Source organism: Coprobacter tertius, assembly GCF_024330105.1.
In the GTDB taxonomy this organism is placed as follows: Bacteria; Bacteroidota; Bacteroidia; order Bacteroidales; family Coprobacteraceae; genus Coprobacter; species Coprobacter tertius.
Genome location: NZ_JANDHW010000002.1, coordinates 344,151 through 359,502, shown reverse-complemented (window position 1 = coordinate 359,502; position 15,352 = coordinate 344,151). Strand labels below are relative to the sequence as shown.

Here is a 15,352-nt window from a genome sequence, read left to right as displayed (position 1 = left end):
TTTTTCGAAAAATTTCTTATTACAATTCGAGATCTTGATTAAATACCTCATGCCACGGAAGCCCCTGCTTATTGAGTTGCTCCATAAAGGGGTCGGGATCGAATTCCTCGACATTGAAGACTCCCGGTTTCTTCCAAAGTCCTTTCAAGAACATCATCGCTCCGATCATAGCCGGCACACCGGTCGTATAACTTACTCCTTGCGCACCTGTTTCGAGAAAAGCCTCATGATGACTGCAATTATTATATATATAATACGTAAGTTCTTTCCCATCTTTCCCAATACCCCGAATACGGCATCCGATAGACGTTTCTCCGGTATAATTTTGTCCCAGCTCTCCGGGATCCGGCAATACTGCTTTCAAGAACTGAATAGGAACAATCTCCACTCCGTTATATATAATCGGATCGATACGTGCCATACCGATATTTTGTATTACACGAAGATGAGTAAGATACTCCTGACCGAAAGTCATCCAGAAGCGGGCCCGTTTAAGAGTCGGGAAATTTTTAACCAAAGATTCGAGCTCTTCATGATAAATAAGATACGACTCCTTAGCCCCGATATTGGGATAAGTCAACGGTTTATGTATTTCGTGCGGTTCGGTATAAATCCACTTTCCATTTTCAAAATACTTGCCTTTCTGCGTTACTTCCCGAATATTTATTTCGGGATTGAAATTAGTGGCAAAAGCTTTTCCGTGATCACCGGCATTACAGTCGACAATGTCGAGATACTGCATTTCTTTGAAGTGATGTTTTGCCGCATATGCCGTATATATTCCCGAAACTCCCGGATCGAAACCGCATCCGAGGATGGCCGTAAGTCCAGCTTCACGAAAACGATCCTGATAAGCCCATTGCCACTTATATTCGAACTTTGCTTCATCGACCGGTTCATAATTAGCAGTATCGAGATAATTCACACCACAGGCCAAACAAGCATCCATAATCGTCAGGTCCTGATAAGGTAAAGCCACATTGATTACAATATCCGGTTTATGCTCGTTGAACAGTTTTACCAGTTCATCAACATTGTCGGCATCTACCTGAGCGGTCTTAATACGTTTGTCTCCGATCGCTTCAACAATTGCGTCACATTTCGATTTTGTACGACTGGCCAGAACGACCTCTGTAAAAATATCGGGATTTTGAGCGACTTTGTTGACCACCACGGTACCAACGCCACCTGCACCGATAATTAAAACTTTTCCCATTTCTTATATACAGGTTTTTTAATTAGTTCAATGGAATTACCTCATTTAAAAATTAAAGGTAACCCTATCATACGACATACAAAGATAATATTAATCGTGAGATTTTCCTTATCCCTAAACGAGTTTTACACATACCATACAGAGAATATGAAAAAGGCCGAGAAATTACATTTATTTCCCGACCTTTCCTATTTATAATAAAATATATGAATTATAAATCAATCGATCTCTTCATCGGCTTCATATCCGCCCATTTCACGAATGGCATTCTTCAGCATAACATATTGTTGGAAAAGATGATTTACAGGAATTTCGTTTTCAGTATGCATTGGACTCTTCAAGAAGAAACTCAAGAACCGTTGTATACCATAACGTCCTGCACGTGCAGCCAAATCGCTCAATAATACGAGGTCGAGCAAAAGAGGAGCTGCCAAAATTGAATCCCTGCAAAGGAAATTTATCTTTATTTGCATAGGATATCCCATCCAACCGAAAATATCGATATTATCCCAGCCTTCCTTATTATCGTTACGGGGAGGATAATAATTGATACGCACTTTATGATAATAATCGGTATAGAGATCGGGCTGTTCTTCGGGTACGAGTATCGACTCTAATGTAGACAATTTACTAACTTCTTTGGTACGGAAGTTTGCCGGCTCATCCAATACCAAGCCATCGCGATTACCGAGTATATTGGTCGAAAACCATCCCGAAAGGCCGAGACAACGTGTACCGATGATCGGTGCAAATCCCGATTTAACCAATGTCTGACCGGTCTTGAAATCTTTTCCGGCAATAGGCATTTTGGTTTTTTCAGCCATTTCCCACATAGCGGGAATATCTACGGTTGTATTAGGTGCCCCCATAATAAAAGGTGCGCCTTCGGCTAATGCAGCATAAGCATAACACATCGAAGGAGCGATATGTTCCTTATCATCGTTTTTCATCGCTTGTTCCAAAGCTGCAAGACTACCGTGAACCGGCTCATAAACCGGTACGTATATTTCGGTAGAAGCAGCCCAGATAACGACAATACGATTGCAATTATTTTCAGCTTTGAATTTACGGATATCTTCTCTCAACTGCTCGGTCATATCCCAGCGATCTTTGCATTTCTTTACATTGTCGCCATCGAGACGTTTGGCATAATTATGATCAAAAGCAGCCTTCATGGGAACAATCTTTTCCAATTCGTCTTTTACGGGTTCGATATCTTTTTCTTTTAATACCTCACAATTGATCGCCGATTCATATGCATTTGCCGGATAAACATCCCAAGCTCCGAATACGATATCATCAAGTTTGGCTAACGATACGATTTCTCCATAATGCTTATACTGTTTATCAGCTCCTTTACCTACACGAATTTTATCGTATTGAGTCATAGATCCGACTGGTTTTGCCAACCCCTTTCGAGCCATTAAAACCCCTGTCATAAAAGTTGAAGTCACAGCTCCTAAACCTACACAAAGTACGCCTAATTTACCCTCAGCTTTTTCCTCATTAATTTTTTCCATAATCTTTTTATTTAATACAACTTTTCAAGTTGAATAAAATGTTGAATGATGATTTCCATCAAATTTTAGTTAAATATATATTGTTTTTTCTTATCCCAAAAAGGTTTTCACAACAATTATTTACAAAGTTACTTTATTTACTTTTAAATACGAACTTTCAGCCATTTTTAAAGTGATAAAGAACATTTAAGCCTTTATATATCCTCTATTCCCATTGCCATTTATTACAACAAAAGTTCTTTTAATTTAACAATAGTATCAATTGTTTGTTCATAAGCGATCTTATCCTCTTCATCGGTCCAACCCTTTCCTTTCAACCATATCGCAGCACAACCGATAGAGGTTGCGGGAAGTATATCTTTCTTATAACTATCGCCAACGACGACCGTTTCCTCCGGCTTTAGACCCAAAGCCTCCACGCCAAGACGAAAAATCTGCGGATCGGGTTTTCTCACTCCGACAACTGCCGATTCAATAATTTTACCGAAATATTTTCCGATTCCGAAATCATTTAAAACCGTTTGTATATTTCCATAAAAATTAGAAACAAGTACCATCGGATATTTTGCATATAATTGAGATATAATATTTTCAGCTTTTTTAACCGACATATGAGCACGATCATAACAGAATCGAGAAATATCTTCACAATATTTCGAATAATCGATATCGAGAATCTTATTTTCAACAAGGTATTTAAGCTCAATCTCCACCTTTATCTTTAACATGTGATAAAAGTTATGCTCCGGTTGTATATAAACCGTATGCGCCAGAGCTCTTTCAGCATACACATACGCTTCCCGAAAAATCTCTTTACTTACAGGTATTTTATATTTGTAGTAAGCTTCCCACAAAATCTCACTCCAATGTATACCGTCACTATCGATCGTTCCGCCGTAATCGAAAATTATACCTTTCACCCTCATAAAGCGGTCAGTTTTTTTACAAAATCGTCACAAATCTTTTCGTGACGCATTCTCATATATATCAACATAATATTCAATACCGTTAGCTCAAAAACGAAATAAAGCCATACTTCATCCAAAAACAACGATATAAATAATGCTATTACCCGCGTATTGAACGAAAGCATGTTGGTATACTTCATCAATGGTAAACTTTTAGCTCTGAATTGTACCCTCAGCCATTCGGGAACATTGTCACCGTATTTGCTTCTGATGATCGAACGTAATTCCTGCATATTAGGAGTAAGACGTTCCTGAGTTCTCGTATAACCGATGTAAAAAAATTGTACGAGTTTTGTCATAAAATCTTTCTTCCACGTTAGCTTTTTGAAATTTTGTTCGAGTTGTGACATATCTTCTAATTCCGATCCGCTCTTTCCCTTTACAAAAAACAGGTGAAAATTGCGATAATAATCGGCCATAGACGCTTGTTGTGCATGGAAATATCCGGCTATAGCCCCTAACGCAAATACCGAAACATTCCATCCTTCATTCATCAATCGCAAACATAAAGCGATATAAATAGTGATAAACCAAAGGTCTCCGCTCAAACCATCGAGTATACGCCCCAACCGAGAATATTTTCCCGTCATACGGGCCAACTGGCCGTCGGCACTATCAAAAGAATTCGCCCATATAAGCAATAACATTCCTGCCACATTATACATGAGGTTATCGAAATAGAACAGAATACCGGCAGCTATCCCGATAAAAATAGACGCAATGGTAACCGCATTCGGGGATATACCCAAACGCCTGAACAACAAAGCCCACACATATCCGATAGGACGATAAAACCATAAATCGATCGTCTCTTCGGTATCCATCGACTTTAATGTCGAACGTAATGTTATCTTCTCTTTCCCGTTTTCCATAAAATCATTTTCTGGCTTCAGTCATATGCCGTACCCGTTTTTTCTTTATCGCCAAATCGAGGCTGCGTGCAATATGTATCGAAGCGATATCCCGACAAGGAGCAAAACTCGGCCAATCGTTGAAATCGATAATACATATATCACCTTCGGGAGATATAATACAATCACCTCCGTACACCTGTACATTCAATACTTCCGACGCTTTTCGGCAAATCGATTGCATTTCATCGATCGAGAACGGGATTCCTACCGCTTTCCCATTAATCTGTTCATAGCCGAATTTACTATGATTCATATCAAACGGGTAAAACCAATAAAAGAAATCGCTATCGGCGATCCCATAAAATTTTACCAAATCGCCTTCGAGATGACGATTTATAACAGCCCGGCTGATCCCACGCAATGCATATTCCCGCAATATTTCAATCGCTTCTTCAGGATGACGTACATAACTGACATCTTCTTTATGCATGGCATGAAAATCTCCTCGTTTGATCCAACAGTTCACAAATCGTTCGGCATGAAGCAACGGGAGGACATCCTCATCTGTAGATACTATAATACTTTCGGGTGAAGGTACTTTAGCTTCCAATAACAGACGAGTCATTTTTTCACGGGTACAATTCTCAATCCCGAAACCGGAATTCAAAACGATCTTACCTTCTTTTTCAAGCCGTTGGAGTTTCGAAATAGAAGCCATTTCACGGCACATATTTATCACGACATCTTCCGCAATATCTGCTACCTGAAACTCTTCTTCGCTGTATTCGGTAATCGTATATCCTTCATTATGCAAACATTGCAACGTCTGACTGAATATGGCGGCATCGTTCCCAATATGATTGGGTGAGTATGCACCTGCTCTGCGTACTGCGGCTATCCTTATATGATCTTCCATATTTTCAATTTCATTTAACGAACCGGGCTGCTTTTTCGATATCTCCGGCATGATCTACATCGATAATTTTTGTAAAAGGATATGCTTTTAATTGCATACCTTCCGAAACCAGACGACGCTGATAATTCCGCATACGGGAAACATTGTCCCGCATAGCCCTTTCCAAAATATCAATTGCCGGTTCGGTTAGGCCATAAACTCCTCCAGAAATATATCGGGCATTATCATAGACATTATCTCTGAAACCCTTTATATTCAAATCTTTATCTGTTTCAACATATAACGGCTTCTCATCATCGATAAAATCGGTAACAGCCATTAGACCTCCGATTCCGGCACTCTCTTCGAACCGGGATATATAGGATGAAAATTCATCTTCACGAAACATCGTATCAACAGTCGTAAGACAAAACCTTCCGCCACGCAACCACTCCCGTAATTCAAAAAAACTATGCATCGAACTGGGAGTGGATTTCACTTCTACATGCAAGGGCACCGGAAGCTGCAACGAATCAAGATGTCGTCTCACTTCCTGCATTTCCGAATTAATAATGATATTTATCGATTCAGCCTTGTTTTCGATAAAAATACGTATAAGACGATCGATCATCGCTTCTCCATTAATTTTTACCAAAGGCTTCGGATCTTTTACTCCTTCCCCTACCAGTCGGGACCCCTCTCCCGCCGCTATTACAGCGTACTTCATACACTCTGTTACATTACAGTTTCACAAGATGCAAATGTCAGTAATATTCGTTACGAAACAAAAAGAACGCCTTATTTTAACATTCTTCCCCATTGATAAAATAAAACTAACAAAACTTTATCAGTTACAATAGTTTACCATTTATAGCTGCATATTTTTATAAAAAAGATATAATTACATCTCTTTTGCTTTCAAATTAACAGTTACAAAGATTAATTATTATTAAAAACACAACAAATAAAAGATTGTTAAATATTAATAATACGGAATATCTATAAGCAGTTATCCCGTATTACGACCTTACTACTATTTTTCAATCTTCCTTTTCTTCTTCTTCGAGATTAAGAACTTCGTTGTCTCCACTCTTATCGAAATACTGCTTTCTCAAAGGATTCGACTTCATTTCTTTAAATCGATTGCGACAATTAAATATATCTATTGCCTGATACATCGCATGGCGAAACGACTCTTCCGAAGCCTTGTTTTCACCGGCAATATCATACCCTGTACCGTGTGCCGGAGATGTACGTATAATCGGCAATCCGGCTGTATAATTCACCCCTTCTTCCATAGCCAGAGTTTTAAAGGGTGCCAATCCCTGATCGTGATACATAGCCAACACTCCATCGAAATGAGAAAAATGTCCCGATCCGAAAAATCCATCGGCGGCATAAGGACCAAAACACAAAATTCCTTGTTCCTCTGCATCTTTTAAAGCCGGTATAATAATTTCATTTTCTTCGTTTCCCAACAAACCTTCTTCACCGGCATGAGGATTAAGTGACAATACAGCGATACGGGGTTTTATGATCCCGAAATCTTGCCTGAGCGCATAATTAAAAATACGAAGCTTCTGTACGATATCAGCCTGCGTTATCATCGATGGAACCTGAACTAAAGGCACATGTCCCGTTACCAAAGCAACACGCAAAACATCATTCATAAGTATCATCAATGATTTTCGACCTTTCCCCAAACGTTTCTCAAAATATTCGGTATGTCCGGGAAAATCGAATTTATCGGATTGTATCACATGTTTATTTATCGGAGCCGTAACAATCACATCGATAGCCCCCCGTTCGATATCGGTCGAAGCCGCCTCAAGTGCAAAATAAGCCGCTTCCCCCGATTGGGCAGTAGGTTTTGATAATTCCACTTTTACCTCTTCATCGATACAATTAATAATATTGAGTTTAAGGTCTTCGGCTTGTCCGGCTTCATTGATAATATTAAAGCTCATCGGAGGCAACTCGAGTGCCTTACGATGATAAGCCGCAACTTTGGGCGAACCATAAACGATCGGCGTACACATTTCTACAATACGCGGATCGGAAAGGGTTTTCAGAATAACTTCATAGCCGATTCCATTAATATCTCCCTGGGTAATTCCCACTTTTACCTTATAATTTTCTTCCATAAATTCTATTTCGTAATTGAAGCTCTAAGTTACTATTATTCTCCGAAATATAGATATTTTTAATTTAAATAATGTATCCTTTATTTAAGAATATCGGTTCGCGTTCCTCCTTTCCGAACAGTCGAAAGCATGCCGCATGCTGCAAAAATATCTTCACCACGCGACGAACGAATCGTACAAATTACCCCTCTACGATTAAGACAATCTCTAAACCGTATCATTGCATCTTCATCAGAACTTTTTAAATCTACACCCGGGATCGCATGAAACCGTATCAAATTTACCCGGCAATGCAATCCTCGTAGTATTTTAGAAAGTTCTTCAGCATGTTCGATACTGTCGTTCAATCCATTAAACATGATGTATTCGAAAGATAATCTTCGTTGCTTCGAAAAGTCATAATTCCTCAATAACTCTATAATCTCATATTCAGGCCACGCTTTTTCTACGGGCATTAAAGATAAACGTTCGACCGGATAAGGAGAATGCAAACTCACAGCAAGATGACACTCGCTTCCTTCGAGAAAACGAATCATACCGCTTTTATGACCGATCGTAGATATGGTAATACGTTTGGGACTCCAGGCAAATCCCCAATCAGAGGTAAGGATTTCAAGAACTTTCATCAATTCTTCGACATTATCGAGCGGTTCTCCCATTCCCATAAACACGACGTTGGTTAAGGTATCGCTTTCGGGGATCGAAACTATTTGATTCAATATTTCATTTGCAGTCAGATTCCGTGAAAACCCCTGCTTACCGGTCATACAAAAAAGGCAATTCATTTTACATCCTACCTGGGAAGATACACATAAAGTAGCGCGATCCCGATCGGGAATATAAACCGATTCAACCGAATCTCGAGCCGACTTTCCAAACAGATATTTTACCGTGCCGTCTAACGACCTCATTTCGTCAACAGGAGGGAAATATCCGACCTCATATTTTTCTCCGAGAAACAACCGGTTACGTTTCGATAAATCGGTCATTTCATCGATATGATTCACCCGTTTTACATATATCCACTTCAAAATCTGTAAAGTTGTAAAACGGGGCATTCCCAACTCTGCTACAATCTCGGCAATTTCTGATCGGTTTTTCCCGGCCAAACGAATTTTTTCCACGTTCTGTCTCCTTTTTCTATACAAAAATACGTAAACGAATGTAAGATATCAACTCGCGACGCCCTTTTTATGCATTACAATCGCATCATAAAAAAACATGTATAGAAAAATAGCCGACCGGTAGTAAAATAAATCGCTGAATATCAAAAGCAAATAATCTAAAACAATAGATACTATGCACCGGTAATTTTTTACCGATATGTATGTATTTTAATATAATCGCACATTTTAACAGCGAAACAAATACCGGAAAAATCAAGTATTGTTTTATTTGTTCATGTAACTGTATTCCCCTAACATAGGAGGCCATGTGTTAATTAAAGCCAGCAAAAATAACAAAATAGTTACTATAAGTGATACGATTATTACCAACGCCACTTTCCATATCGACCATTTCAATCCCCCCGTTTCAAGACATTCCCTGATTTGTTCTCCTTGGTAACATTTTGCTAAAAACATATATATTGTGCTATAGGTAACCGGAATAAGAAAATTAGGAATTTTTTCCATAAAAGAATATTCAAGGGCAAACAACGTGATAAATATAAAAGTGGCAATCCATGTAATCCCTGCAAACCGTCTACGGCCGAACACGCTGAAATTTTCCGCCATCAGGTAGGCTCCGGCAAAGGGTCCGCCAATGAAGGCAGCCACATAAATCATATTCGGGGTATATACTCTTTTTCGAGATATTTCATCCGTCGCATTTTTTTCCGTCGCGCAAGTTACATTTTCAATCATAATACTAATTTTATAATTACGTTCGTTACCATTTTTTCCTATTTACAAAAAGATATCCGTTTTTTTACCGTTCGCCAGAGGGTTCCTTCTTAGGCAAAATCTTTAATACGTCTTCATTCCCATCCGCATAATCCCAAACCGAACTGCCGGCCTCATCGGTCGCCAATGGGTCGGCGCCTGCAATCAACAACATTTTCACAATATCCGCATTCCCTTTTTCGGCAGCTACCATAAGAACCGTACGACCTTGCTCGTCGTGAGCTTCCGGATTGGCTTTTCTATTCAAAAAATAACTGACAAGCCGCACGTCTCCGAGAAGCACAGCATCGATCAGCGGATTATCGTCGTACATATTAAGATCAGGATGATAACGAAGCAACAGATCGAGTATTTTATAATTTTTCAGCCGGGTCGCAATTTTAAAGGGATTGTTCGTGTCTGGATAGTATGGAGAGGCGTTAAACTTCAACAATATCTCAGCGGTTTTATATCGTTTTTTTTCGACTGCATACCCCAAAGGTGAATAACCACGCCCGTCTCGTATATCTACCGATGCTTCATTAGCGATAAGCCCGATTACGATCTCGTCGAATCCGAGAGCAGCCGCTACCGACAACGATGTAGCCCCCTCGTTAAAACGGGTATGTAGCGAATCACCGAGAACAATCTCCTGCGTCAATGTATAGTCTATATCGTCAGACGCCAATAAATTAATAACAACCCCGATCCCTATTTTACCCTTATAAAGGTCAAATACCGGTTTCAGTTTTTCTCGGTAATTTCCCAACGTATAATCTTGCCGTTCAAGCAATCGCTTTACTTCGGGACTGAATTTTTTTCTTTTCAATAAATCCAGTGGGCTCATAGCATCAAAATTTTCGATTCGTGACGAGGCCCCATACGCAATAAGCAATCGGATCGTTTCTTCCTGATAATCGGAAACAGACAGGGCCTCCATATTTGTCAGCAACGGAGTATTTCCGTCTTTATCCAATGCATTCACATCAGCTCCGTATTCAATCAAAGTTTTCATCATCGACAAAACACCCGGAAGGCTTTCCGAATAATTTACAGCGGATAAACGATGAAGTGCCGTTCGGTCGGTATATCCCCATATGTCCGGGTCAGCCCCTCGTTCGAGCAAATATTTTACGATGACAGAATCTCTTACGGCGGCTTTATCGGGAAGAATGGAATATCCGCTCCGGTTACGAACTCCGATATTAGCGCCGGCTTTTAACAAAATATCTAAAATTTCGAGATGCGTTTCGGTACTTACATCCCCCTGTGTATTGATCGCATAGTCACCTCCAATACTATGGTTTACATCTACCCCTTTATGTACAAGTTCCTCAACAATATCGATCTCTCCATTTCGTACCGCATCGAATAAGCGAAAATAATCCGTTTGAACGCCCTGTTTTGCTCCTCCCGCTATTAATAAATCAAAACAAGAAGAACCCGCTACGTCTATCGGGAAGCGGTTATTATGATTAGCTAAATTAACATCGGCACCCTGTTCAATCAAATATTTTACCAATTTATAATTATCATTTTCAGCGGCATGCCACAAGAAACTACACCCGGCGGAATCTTGCGCATTAATATCTGTCCCGCTTTCCAACATAGCTTTCATCACCTCAATCGGGCCTACCTGCGTAACTCCGTTAAAATAAGGCTTCATGCCGTGCCGAAGAAGGTACTCTACTATATAGTCCTCAAAATAAGGGAGTTTTGCGACCGCATCGAACGGTCTGAATCCGTCAAGTCCCGCATTCAGGTCGGCACCCAATCCGAGAAGCTTGCCAATTACAACCGTATCTCTTTTCATTACCATTTGGCTCAATACTGTATATCGGGTAATTTTATCGGGAGCATTTATATCGCTCCCCATTTCTATCATTTTTTCAAGTAAATTGAAATGATGAAAAACAGCCGCATAAAATAAGATACCGGTGTTATCCGTAAAATATTTTACTCCCGTTTTAGGAGTCGCCCAATCTATAAATTGCATAATAAACGTCTCGTCTTGTGTCTCTTCTGCCATCGCGACAACATCCATACCGCGCATCTGATTTTTTGCTTTAATATCAGCTCCCATATCGATGAGCATTTTAGATAAGTCTGCATACCCGTAACGTACGGCTATCATCAAAGGGGTAGAGCCTTCATACATTCTTATTTTTTCGAAGGGACCGGGCTCTTCCGACGTCAGTTCGATGACATCCGAATTCTCCCGGGGCGGATAATCCCACATGACAAACAACCGGCCGTCGATACCCCGGGTTAATAGACGGCGTATGGTATCGGCACAAACCTGATTAGGAAGTTCCGATAAAACGGGACTCAATTTTTGCCATTCCTCTCGGGTCAATTGTCTACCCTGGTTATTTACAGGTTGCCCGGGAGTACAAGATCCCCTCAGCAGACAAAAAATAAAAATGCTTAATATCCACTTCATATCTCAAGAGGGTAATTATGTTAATTAATTTATTTCTTCAACACCACACCAGATCTATTATTGCAAACGGAACATAATGGGAATCACAATTTGATAGGATGATTTTACATTTTCGATTATTCCCGGCGTCCAACGAGGCATAATTTTAATCACCCGAACCGCTTCTTCCGACAATATATCGGCCGGAGATCGGGTAACTTCCACATCACCCACCATGCCGTCAGCTTTTATGGTAACCGTACAAACCACCATCCCCGATATTCCATTCTCCATGGCCTGAGGAGGATATCTCAGATTACTCCGTATAAATTGTAGCAGTGCGCTTTGTCCCCCGGGAAAACTGGGAGGAAAAGATTTCAGGGAGTCAGAGATCATATTAATCATATCTGCCTCTCGCGAAATATCGAAATAAGCTATTTTCCGTATCAGACCCTTTTTCCAATATATATGCAGGGAATTATTCTTTAACTTATCTTCATACAACAACACCGGAACTTGATTTTTACGGCTAAAATACCGAGGTCTCCCCGTTGGAATATCCGCATAACCATACTTGCCGAACACTTTTCCCAACCTTGTACCCTTTTTAATACCTCCCATTAGCTCAAAATCGGGAGACTTTTTATCAGGAGAATCAAAATAACTACCTATCCTCGAAACCCGGCATTCTCGAACCGGCATCGGTTTTCCGAAAGTATTCGTAAATGATACCTTTAACCGTTTCCCACCCCGGGTGAGTATTTCCGCACTATAAGAAAGGAGGCTCTGCTCCTGGCCATATCCGGTTTCGAAATAATAAGGTAATTCGTAAGTCGCGTCTTTTTCATTTTCGAACCTCCATCCCAATTTCTCCAACTCGCTCCACTGGCCGGGAAGCTTTATGGTATCTCCCTCGATAATGATATACTCTGAAAAATGTGCAGGACGTTGAGCTTCAACATTAAATGCAATTAATCCAAAAGTGCATAGTGAAATAATCGTTTTTATTTGCATGATATAAAGATTTTCTATTGATCAAAATATGAGCTTGCGACTGCTTATCGACAAACATAAAAAACATAGTACATTAATTTTCAGCGGGAAAGGTATATCATAGGTCTTTTCGACACTACCAGAAACACTACAAAAAATAGGTTTTCTCCAACCAACCGGGCAAATACGAACCATTCACCCTCACCACTGTACCAATTAATGTACTATGTTCAAATACTATCTAAAAAATTTTATCTTCAGTTTTTAAACCGTAACCTTTAATATGCAGCTTAAAAACAATTCATCAATCAATTTTTTAGAAAAACTTTATACGGTTATCTTCAATATCGGCTTTATTTTTCATTACCTCTATTAACTGATTAGACATAGCCGAATTCACAAGCTGTATATATTTCTGTTTCTCTGCATCATTATTCATCGGCTGAGGATTGGTCGTTTTATTATATACCGAGATAACATATACCCCATTATTACCTTTTAACGGGCCATCCACTTTATTTTCGGGAGCATAAGGTGCTGTTGCCGTTAAAATAGGTTCGAAACCGATACCGGTAATGGCATTGGTATTAAAGCTAACAAATTTAGCCGTATCCACTTTAGATGACATAGCCTGAGCATAAGAATCGATCGAAGACGCTCCTTTTTCTTTTAAAGCATTCATGATAATATCAGCCTTTTTATCGGCCATCAGTTGCATTTTCAACTGATTCTCAACATCCTTAGGAGAAGCATATCCTTCTTTTACAATATTGGCCAATACTCCTACTAAAAATTTATTTTCAGTATTAAAGATTTCAGATATATCACCTTTTTTCGCATTGAATGCCCATTTGATTACCTTACGGGCATCTCTTACCGAACCCAGACCTATATCGTCACGCGTTAAGTCTGCAGTAGAAATATTATATCCTTTTTCAGATGCATTCTTTTCGAAAGAATCTACCTTATTATTGGTTGCGATATACTGACTTATACCATTATACAAATTACTGTACGTTTCGGAACTGGGGCGTACCGTCAATACCAACTGTGCAACCTTAGCCTTCGGAACATTAGCCGTACGCTCGGTTACCTCTACGATATGTTTTCCATAGGGACTTTCTACCGTAAATACAGAGCCTTTAGCCGCACTGAATATAGCCGATACGAATTTCTGTCCCAACTGCGAAGCAGAAACTTCAGTCATCCAACCCATATCTCCTCCATTGGAGGCAGAATTGCGGTCACCTGAAAATTGTCTTGCCAAAGCGGCGAAATCACCGCCGTTCTTAGCAACCTTATATACGCTGTCGTACCGGGCAGTTATCTGAGGATCGTTCTGTAAAGGGAACATAATATGACGAACTTTAACCGAATCGGGTCCGACAGTTCTACCCATCAAACGATACATTTTATATGAATTATTATCGAAGATAGGGCCTTCCACATCATTAATCTGAGCTTTTGTCACAAAATTTTTCATGTCGGCATCCATACTTCTTTCCGAAACATAAGCGTCAACATAAGGCACATCTGTATTGAAACTCAACATACCGGCAACATCTTTGGTAGATGCAAAATTAGCTTTAAGACTATTGATTCTATCCTCAGTCGCTTTAAAGTCAGCTTTACTGGGAACGATATCGACCGTAAAATATTTAACGACACGTTGCTCTTCGCGTTTAAAATTTTCTTTTTCTTTATTATAAAGCTCTTTCAACTCCGAATCGCTGATTTTTACCGTTGAATCGGCAATAGAACTATAAGGTTGCATAGCATATATGAAATCTGCGCTTGTTTTTCCGTCCTCATAGGCTGCCTCAATGTCTAATTTATTAGGAACGACCGATTTAGACATCAACGTATAGAATTTCTGAACCAACCGTTGCTGTTTTACATTCTTTTCGAGGTTAATCCACATCTGACGTTGTTGTTCGAGTTGACGAGCCTCTTCTTCGCTCATATTCGCATTCGTTCCGTTCAGAATCATATTCAGAAAACTAAGCAAAAATTGTTTATCAAATACTCCTGTGTTCGGATCGGTAAACAACTGCTTTACTTCAGGAACGATATTATCTCCTTGCAACAGGTCGGCAAGTTCCTGTTTGGATACCGTAATCCCCAATTTTGCCGTTTCATCCTGTAATAGCAATTCATTTATCATCTGGTCGAAAACCTCCTTATTTATGCTTGCAGCAGCACCTTCGGGAAGAGACATACCGTATCTTTTATACATATTCTGCATTTCTTCCGTACGCTGATTTACACGATTCTGAAACTCTTCGACCGTAATCCTCTTACCGTTGACCACAGCCACTTTATCCTGATTCATTCTAAAGAATGTATGACCCGAATTCAACAGGTCTCCCACGATAAAGGCAAGTAATGCCACACCGATAACGGTGACGAGCAGACCTGCTTTACCTCTAATTTTCTCTAACGTAGCCATCTATTACT

At 39.8% G+C, this 15,352-nt stretch carries 12 protein-coding genes; all 12 read right to left on the bottom strand.

Annotation, left to right across the window (positions count from 1 at the left end; translation table 11 throughout):
* Window positions 1-19 precede the first annotated feature (19 nt).
* The 12 genes from NMU02_RS03335 to NMU02_RS03280 all read right to left on the bottom strand — a co-directional run bounded on the left by NMU02_RS03335 (window position 20) and on the right by NMU02_RS03280 (window position 15,344).
* A complete protein-coding gene (locus NMU02_RS03335) occupies window positions 20-1,216 on the bottom strand; it encodes a saccharopine dehydrogenase family protein (protein WP_255025782.1) in 1,197 nt (398 codons plus the stop codon).
* Between the two features lie 218 nt (window positions 1,217-1,434).
* Window positions 1,435-2,736, bottom strand: a complete 1,302-nt coding sequence (locus NMU02_RS03330; RefSeq protein ID WP_255025781.1) for an inositol-3-phosphate synthase — start codon at window positions 2,734-2,736, stop codon at window positions 1,435-1,437.
* A gap of 224 nt (window positions 2,737-2,960) precedes the next feature.
* Window positions 2,961-3,662, bottom strand: a complete 702-nt coding sequence (locus tag NMU02_RS03325) for an HAD family hydrolase (protein ID WP_255025779.1) — start codon at window positions 3,660-3,662, stop codon at window positions 2,961-2,963.
* The gene (locus NMU02_RS03320; RefSeq protein WP_255025778.1) at window positions 3,659-4,576 is read right to left on the bottom strand and encodes a CDP-alcohol phosphatidyltransferase family protein; all 918 of its coding nucleotides are present in this window, start codon (window positions 4,574-4,576) and stop codon (window positions 3,659-3,661) included. Before NMU02_RS03320 ends, NMU02_RS03325 begins: the two co-directional genes overlap by 4 nt.
* A 4-nt stretch (window positions 4,577-4,580) precedes the next feature.
* Window positions 4,581-5,474, bottom strand: coding sequence for an ATP-grasp domain-containing protein (locus NMU02_RS03315; RefSeq protein ID WP_255025777.1), 894 nt, complete (start codon window positions 5,472-5,474; stop codon window positions 4,581-4,583).
* 10 nt (window positions 5,475-5,484) lie between these two features.
* Window positions 5,485-6,180, bottom strand: coding sequence for an NTP transferase domain-containing protein (locus NMU02_RS03310; protein ID WP_255025776.1), 696 nt, complete (start codon window positions 6,178-6,180; stop codon window positions 5,485-5,487).
* Between the two features lie 313 nt (window positions 6,181-6,493).
* Window positions 6,494-7,597, bottom strand: coding sequence for a 4-hydroxythreonine-4-phosphate dehydrogenase PdxA (gene pdxA / locus NMU02_RS03305; protein ID WP_255025775.1), 1,104 nt, complete (start codon window positions 7,595-7,597; stop codon window positions 6,494-6,496).
* 80 nt (window positions 7,598-7,677) lie between these two features.
* The gene (rlmN, locus tag NMU02_RS03300) at window positions 7,678-8,721 is read right to left on the bottom strand and encodes a dual-specificity RNA methyltransferase RlmN (RefSeq protein WP_255025774.1); all 1,044 of its coding nucleotides are present in this window, start codon (window positions 8,719-8,721) and stop codon (window positions 7,678-7,680) included.
* 267 nt (window positions 8,722-8,988) lie between these two features.
* Entirely contained in the window at window positions 8,989-9,462 is a 474-nt protein-coding gene (locus NMU02_RS03295; RefSeq protein WP_255025773.1) for a hypothetical protein, read from the bottom strand.
* Between the two features lie 64 nt (window positions 9,463-9,526).
* Window positions 9,527-11,923, bottom strand: a complete 2,397-nt coding sequence (locus tag NMU02_RS03290) for an ankyrin repeat domain-containing protein (protein WP_255025772.1) — start codon at window positions 11,921-11,923, stop codon at window positions 9,527-9,529.
* Window positions 11,924-11,980: 57 nt separating this feature from the next.
* Complete coding sequence (locus tag NMU02_RS03285; RefSeq protein WP_255025771.1) at window positions 11,981-12,916, bottom strand: energy transducer TonB; 936 nt, start codon at window positions 12,914-12,916, stop codon at window positions 11,981-11,983.
* 295 nt (window positions 12,917-13,211) lie between these two features.
* Window positions 13,212-15,344: a peptidylprolyl isomerase gene (locus NMU02_RS03280; protein WP_255025770.1), complete on the bottom strand. Its 2,133-nt coding sequence runs from the start codon at window positions 15,342-15,344 to the stop codon at window positions 13,212-13,214.
* Window positions 15,345-15,352: the final 8 nt, after the last annotated feature.

What these genes read in the sequence shown, in the direction of transcription:
- NMU02_RS03335 (WP_255025782.1), bottom strand. Translation starts at nt 1,216, where the DNA reads ATGGGAAAAGTTTTAATTATCGGTGCAGGTGGCGTTGGTACCGTGGTG.
- NMU02_RS03330 (WP_255025781.1), bottom strand. Translation starts at nt 2,736, where the DNA reads ATGGAAAAAATTAATGAGGAAAAAGCTGAGGGTAAATTAGGCGTACTT.
- NMU02_RS03325 (WP_255025779.1), bottom strand. Translation starts at nt 3,662, where the DNA reads ATGAGGGTGAAAGGTATAATTTTCGATTACGGCGGAACGATCGATAGT.
- NMU02_RS03320 (WP_255025778.1), bottom strand. Translation starts at nt 4,576, where the DNA reads ATGGAAAACGGGAAAGAGAAGATAACATTACGTTCGACATTAAAGTCG.
- NMU02_RS03315 (WP_255025777.1), bottom strand. Translation starts at nt 5,474, where the DNA reads ATGGAAGATCATATAAGGATAGCCGCAGTACGCAGAGCAGGTGCATAC.
- NMU02_RS03310 (WP_255025776.1), bottom strand. Translation starts at nt 6,180, where the DNA reads ATGAAGTACGCTGTAATAGCGGCGGGAGAGGGGTCCCGACTGGTAGGG.
- pdxA (WP_255025775.1), bottom strand. Translation starts at nt 7,597, where the DNA reads ATGGAAGAAAATTATAAGGTAAAAGTGGGAATTACCCAGGGAGATATT.
- NMU02_RS03295 (WP_255025773.1), bottom strand. Translation starts at nt 9,462, where the DNA reads ATGATTGAAAATGTAACTTGCGCGACGGAAAAAAATGCGACGGATGAA.
- NMU02_RS03290 (WP_255025772.1), bottom strand. Translation starts at nt 11,923, where the DNA reads ATGAAGTGGATATTAAGCATTTTTATTTTTTGTCTGCTGAGGGGATCT.
- NMU02_RS03285 (WP_255025771.1), bottom strand. Translation starts at nt 12,916, where the DNA reads ATGCAAATAAAAACGATTATTTCACTATGCACTTTTGGATTAATTGCA.
- NMU02_RS03280 (WP_255025770.1), bottom strand. Translation starts at nt 15,344, where the DNA reads ATGGCTACGTTAGAGAAAATTAGAGGTAAAGCAGGTCTGCTCGTCACC.